At 48.1% G+C, this 5,484-nt stretch carries 5 protein-coding genes; 2 read left to right on the forward strand and 3 right to left on the reverse strand.

The window, feature by feature from the left end; all coding sequences use genetic code 11:
* Positions 1–194: 194 nt before the first annotated feature.
* Positions 195–1,031, forward strand: coding sequence for a DALR anticodon-binding domain-containing protein (locus tag WBA89_RS23845; RefSeq protein WP_424409928.1), 837 nt, complete (start codon positions 195–197; stop codon positions 1,029–1,031).
* A 449-nt stretch (positions 1,032–1,480) separates the two neighbouring features.
* Here WBA89_RS23845 and WBA89_RS23850 read toward each other — a convergent pair whose 3' ends face one another.
* The 3 genes from WBA89_RS23850 to WBA89_RS23860 all read right to left on the reverse strand — a co-directional run bounded on the left by WBA89_RS23850 (position 1,481) and on the right by WBA89_RS23860 (position 4,565).
* On the reverse strand, positions 1,481–2,620 hold the full coding sequence (locus WBA89_RS23850) for an ATP-binding protein (protein ID WP_424409930.1): 1,140 nt from the start codon (positions 2,618–2,620) through the stop codon (positions 1,481–1,483).
* The gene (locus tag WBA89_RS23855) at positions 2,617–2,988 is read right to left on the reverse strand and encodes a response regulator (protein ID WP_424409931.1); all 372 of its coding nucleotides are present in this window, start codon (positions 2,986–2,988) and stop codon (positions 2,617–2,619) included. Before WBA89_RS23855 ends, WBA89_RS23850 begins: the two co-directional genes overlap by 4 nt.
* A gap of 101 nt (positions 2,989–3,089) precedes the next feature.
* Positions 3,090–4,565: an ATPase domain-containing protein gene (locus WBA89_RS23860; RefSeq protein WP_424409933.1), complete on the reverse strand. Its 1,476-nt coding sequence runs from the start codon at positions 4,563–4,565 to the stop codon at positions 3,090–3,092.
* An 84-nt stretch (positions 4,566–4,649) separates the two neighbouring features.
* On the opposite strand from WBA89_RS23860, the gene WBA89_RS23865 reads away from it, so the two are divergent.
* A partial coding sequence (locus WBA89_RS23865) for an FAD-binding oxidoreductase (protein ID WP_424409934.1) occupies positions 4,650–5,484 on the forward strand: 835 nt, incomplete at its 3' end.

The following is a 5,484-nucleotide window of genomic DNA, read 5'->3' on the forward strand; positions in this document are numbered from 1 at the left end:
GCAAAGAGTTTCTCGTAAATTATTGTATATGCACCCCAAAAATCGCTCAAACGGTGATTAATTCGATGTAGGCCGTCCCGGCGAGCCGATCGCCCATCTGTGAGATCGGCAGTTTAACGTACAGCGACAGCGCCAGCGGTAACACTCAGATAGTCACTTTTACCTAATGATGGGCCAATATGGATACATCAAATATGGAGCAGTGCCCCGAAGTTACAGTGAAGTGTTTTTTGCTCTCTCAGTTCCGCGGCGCGATCGCCCAACAGGACACACTGGCACAAATTCCGTTAAATCGGGGTAAAGATAGCGCCGGGGTGCTGTACGTCTCTGCGATCGCCCTGAAATTGGCTAAAACTCGGCAACAGACACCGCAGGCGATCGCCGCCGAGTTGGTCGAAACTCTCAAACCGCTGTGCGAGCCAGATTTTGCCGTTAAAGTCGCACCGGGGGGCATAATTGAGCTGGAGCTGACTGATGCAGGTTTAGCCCTCTGGTTGCAGCGTTTAGCTCAAAATTCCCTGCCCGATCCCGAATCTCGCATATTATCTCCTGCGGTGTCAGGCGATCGGCTGTTTCCCATTCAATACAGCCACGCGCGCTGCTGTTCCCTGCTGCGAATGGCCCACCGCGATCGCCTAATTTCGATCGCACAGCCCGATGTCCGTACAGCACCGCAAATTTGGTCGCTGGCGCAGCCAAATCCCATACCCTGGCTCAACAGCAGCCAGCAACTGCGGTTAGTACATCCGGGCGATCGTATTTTAATTTCGCAACTAATAACAGTGCTAGACAATTTATCTCCGGTGTTTGGGAATTGCACCCAAGAAAAACCAGTCAATTATCTAAAAATAGCTAATAATTTGAGCCAAGCATTTCAGACTTTTTACAGCCAATGTCGGATTTGGGGCGAAGTCAAAACAGAAACACCAAAACTCGCCCAAGCACGATTGGGTTTAATATTAGCAACTCAATCTTTACTGCGGTTTATTCTAGAAGAATTATTGAGCGCCGTTGCTCCCGTAGAACTTTGATTCCAGTCACACAATACGGTAAGCTGTCGCGCATTGAATTGCTCGTTACCAGGCTCTGCCTGGTAATGCAGATAGGCGAGGCTCTGCCTCCTTCTTTGCTCGTTACCAGGCTCTGCCTGGTAATGCAGATAGGCGAGGCTCTGCCTCCTTCTTTCTTGCAACTTACAAGAGAGAAGACTGTAGGAGGTGTTTAAGTTATTAAGTTTTCGATCCTTAGCGTCTTCGCGGTTCCATCATAAAAGGGGTATGTTACCTAGATTTAGTATTAGTTGTCAGTTGTCAGTTGCTAGTTGCTAGTTGTTATAGCAAATCCGGGTTTTGTATCTTCTTTACGAACCAGTGGCCTCCGGCCGACATCGTTTGTGTAGACGCGGTTTCAACCGCCGAATCATCTACTTGTTAGTTGTCAGTTATTAGTTGCTTTCTGGCGGTTTCAACCGCCGAATCATCTACTCTTCTTCAATTTTTGCGATCGGCAGCCTTACCGTAAACGTACTCCCGACACCCTCTTCACTGCTCAACACAATTTCGCCGCCGTGCAAGTCCACGCATTTTTTAACAATACTCAGCCCCAGTCCAGTACCAGGAATTATACCAACATTTGTCGCCCGGTAAAACGAATCAAACAGCCGTTCTTGGTCTGCCAAAGGTATGCCAATTCCGGCATCTTGTACCGAAAAAATCACCTCTCTTTCAGTAACTTTTATTTCAAAAACAACTTGACTATTAGGAGGAGAATATTTAATAGCATTTGACAGCAAATTGCTGAGAATCCGCCGCACCAAACTCGCCTCCAAATCAGCCATCGCCGGTTGACTGTGATTCACAAAAACCAGCGTCACCGCATCATTTTGAGGTTTCAACTTCAGGCTGCTCTGAAATTCCGCTACCAACTCATCACAAAACTTTGTTAAGTCTAGCGGTAGCAAGCAAAACGCCATTTTTCCCGACTCAGCTTTGCCCAGCAGCAAAACGTCATCTAATAGCCGATCGATGCTTTTGGCTGCTGCTTGAGTTTTGTCTAGCAGTTCTTGCTTTCTCTCATCTGATAATTTCGATTTGTACTGAGTAAGAACTTGCGTAGTACCGAGGATGAAGTTCAAAGGATTGCGAACGTCGTGGGCGATCATGTACAGCAAAGATGTTTTCATCTCGTTGAGTTCTTTCGCTGTTTGCAGAGTGCGATCGAGTTGATCGTGAGACAATTTGAGAGTTAAAGACAACTGGCGCGATCGCAGCAAAATTTCCACCCGCGCTTGCAATTCTATCTTCTCGACCGGAGCAATAATTAGATCGTCAATAGTTTGCCAAATAAATTGCGTTGCCATCTTTACATCCGAGCGAGATGTAATTAAAAGAAAAGGCAAACATAGGGGGTATTCTGCCTGTTTTTGGGCGGCCACCCATTGCCAGTGATTTTTCAGTGCCTGACCATCAATTATCCCCAAATCAAAAGATTGATTTAACCCTAAAAAATCTTCAATATTTTCTTTTGAGTTTGGCAGCAATATTTCATAGTAAACTGCCAGCCATTCTAATAACAAGCGGCGATTTTCCTTCTGTTCTACAAGCAATAAAATTCGACTCACGCAGATTCTCCTAGCAAGCTGTGAACAACGGACAGCAAATCTCTAACGATCAAAGGTTTTACCAATATACTCCGAGCACCGCGGCACAAGCTTTCGTGCCCAATGGCAGCGCTTTGTTTGGACGAAAGTATCAGAAAAGGGATTTGATGATTTCGCAGTTGTTCGCAGCAGTCCCAAATCCGGCGATCGAAACCAGAAATATCTACTAAAGCCATCCCGATTTTAGCAGGCTGACCGATCGCTCGCGCCACATCTTCCAAGCTAGAAGCCGCGAGCATCTGGTATCCTTCATTGTTAAGAAATTGTGCCAAAAGCTCCAAGTTTCGCTGATTGCGGTCAACTGCTAAAATTATTGAATTGCCAGTCATCTGTCAGCTTCCTCGGAATAAGGCTGATGCCGTAGGAGATTTAATCTAGAGATTGGGTAAAAACCCCGTCCTTTAAACACAGATCGATCCAGAACCCCGATTCACTCTTCCTCCACTTCCCCCTCAACCCACACCGGCGCGGAACCCAAAATCCCGCGCAGCCCCCGTATCGGCTTGCTGACTTTGATGCCGTAGCGAGTAATATCGAGTTCTCGCAGAGTTTTCTCGAAATCGCTGACTCGTTTTTTAATTACTCCGATCGCCTTGCGGATTTCTGTTCTATTATGCAGTTGGCGTTCCAGATAGCGGATCAACAGAATATTATCCGCCAAATAGCTAATCCCGATCTCGGTCATCCGAAAATCTCCACCAATCCCTTCTACCTCATTAATCAAAATCACCGTCACTCCCATATTCTTGAGATACTTGCACAAAGCGTGCAAATTGTTCACCAAATCTTGCCCCCGCATCGAAAGTTGATAGCCAGAAACACTGTCAATCATCACAATCCGCGTCTTTTCCTGCTCCACTTCTCGGCGTACCATACAGGCAAACTGATCCGGCGAGTAGAGTAAAGGTTCCACGGGTATCACCGAAAGACTTCCCTGCGCCATCATCGCGCCAACCGGGATGTTAACTGATTCGCAGCGGTGCAGCAGAGTAGACATTGACTCCTCAAAAATGTAAACTACCGATCGTTCCCCCCTTCCCGCCGCCTCCTTCATAAACTGAATTCCCACCGTCGTTTTACCCGCACCGCTAGGCCCGGTAATCACCGTCACAGTCCCCCGTTCCAATCCCCCGTGCAAAAGTTCGTCCATTTCAGGAACCCCAGCAGAAATCGGTTCAGCCACAAAATCCTGTTGATAGCTGTCCGGAAGCAGTCGCGGAAATACCTCCATACCAGTCTGAGTCAGGCGCAGCGAATGGCGGCCGTTGCGGAAGTTGGAACCGCGCAGCTTGGTGACAGACAAAGTGCGCCCTTCAGTCAGCAATTCCAAATAAATTACTCCGTCGCTGATGAATTGCAAATCGTCGTCGGGAGCACTTGACGTGCATTCTGAGGTGAACACCACCGTCGCCCCCCCTTCCACCAAAAACCGCAGAAAAGACAAAACTTGCTTGCGAAACTGAAACTCATCCGCAGCTAAATAGCGAAATTGAGTAATCGCATCCAAAAATACCCGAGTAGGCTTGACAGCTTGGACTCGATCGATAATCTTTTGTGTAGTGGGTTCTCGCTCTACCTCCGACGGGGAGAAAATGTCATAGGTTTGAACTTCTGTAAAAAATTCGGAGGAGGGGCTCAAATCGAGGAAAGCCACCGATTCGATATCAAAACCGAGATTTTCGGCATTGGCGCGCAATTGCGCTTCCGGTTCTCCTAAAGTAATAAACAGGGGCTTTTCACCCAAAGCAATACCTGCGGTCAAAAAGTGCCAGCCCAGCGTAGTCTTGCCGGTGCCCGGGCCGCCCCGCACCAGATAAGAGCGCTGAGCAATCAGCCCGCCGTCAATCACTTCGTTGAGACCGGTAATTCCTACAGAAAGTCGTTTTTGAGACATTTGTTGGTTCATGTTTTGAATATCTGGCCCGTATTAATATTTAATGGTTTTAGGCAGTGCTGTAATTATTTTTTTACCGGGCGTTTGATAACCTTGATGAAATCTTTCTCTACCGAAAATTACGTTACCACACAAGAATTAGAAAATATTGTCGGCACTGCTGCCATCTGTTTGTGGCAAGACACAGAGGCGGTTTGGCAAAATCGGGTAGAAAAAGCTGTCGCCCCCGGTACTTCAATAGACTGCACTGTTTACCCCCATACTCAGGCAGAACTCGCTGCCGTTATTGCTTGTGCTCGGCGAAATCGCTGGGCCGTCTTGCCGGCAGGGAGCGGCAGCAAACTCGATTGGGGCGGTTTAGTTAAATTAGATCCGGATCCCCCCCAGCCCCCCTTAACAAGGGGGGAGCAAGATGTTGTCAAAGTCCCCCTTTTTAAGGGGGATTTAGGGGGATCTCCTGATGCAGGGGGGATCGCGGCTGTCAGTACGGCGCGCCTGAATCGCCTTGTAGAACACGCTGTGGGCGATTTAACCGTGACTGCGGAAGCGGGGATGAAGTTTGCGGATTTGCAGGAAATTTTAGGTAAATCAGGTCAATTTTTGCCGATCGATCCAGCATATCCGCAGCAGGCAACTCTGGGCGGCATTGTCGCTACTGCTGGTGCGGGTTCTCTGCGGCACCGCTATCGGGGCGTGCGCGATTTGCTGTTGGGAATCACTTTTGTGCGATCGGACGGTAAAATTGCCGTAGCTGGCGGTCGAGTTGTTAAAAATGTCGCCGGTTACGACTTGATGAAACTGTTGACCGGTGCTTACGGCACCTTGGGAATCATTTCTCAAGTAACTTTCCGAGTTTATCCATTGCCCGAATCATCGGGAACTGTAATATTGACTGGGGAAACCAATGCTTTAGCCCAAGCTGCTCAAATCT

Origin of the sequence: Microcoleus sp. (genome assembly GCF_049646505.1) — a bacterium.
In the GTDB taxonomy this organism is placed as follows: Bacteria; Cyanobacteriota; Cyanobacteriia; order Cyanobacteriales; family Microcoleaceae; genus Microcoleus.

Bases quoted from the DNA above. Each gene is read 5' to 3' on its own strand.
- WBA89_RS23855 (WP_424409931.1), bottom strand. From the start codon at position 2,988: ATGACTGGCAATTCAATAATTTTAGCAGTTGACCGCAATCAGCGAAAC.
- WBA89_RS23860 (WP_424409933.1), bottom strand. From the start codon at position 4,565: ATGAACCAACAAATGTCTCAAAAACGACTTTCTGTAGGAATTACCGGT.
- WBA89_RS23845 (WP_424409928.1), top strand. From the start codon at position 195: ATGGAGCAGTGCCCCGAAGTTACAGTGAAGTGTTTTTTGCTCTCTCAG.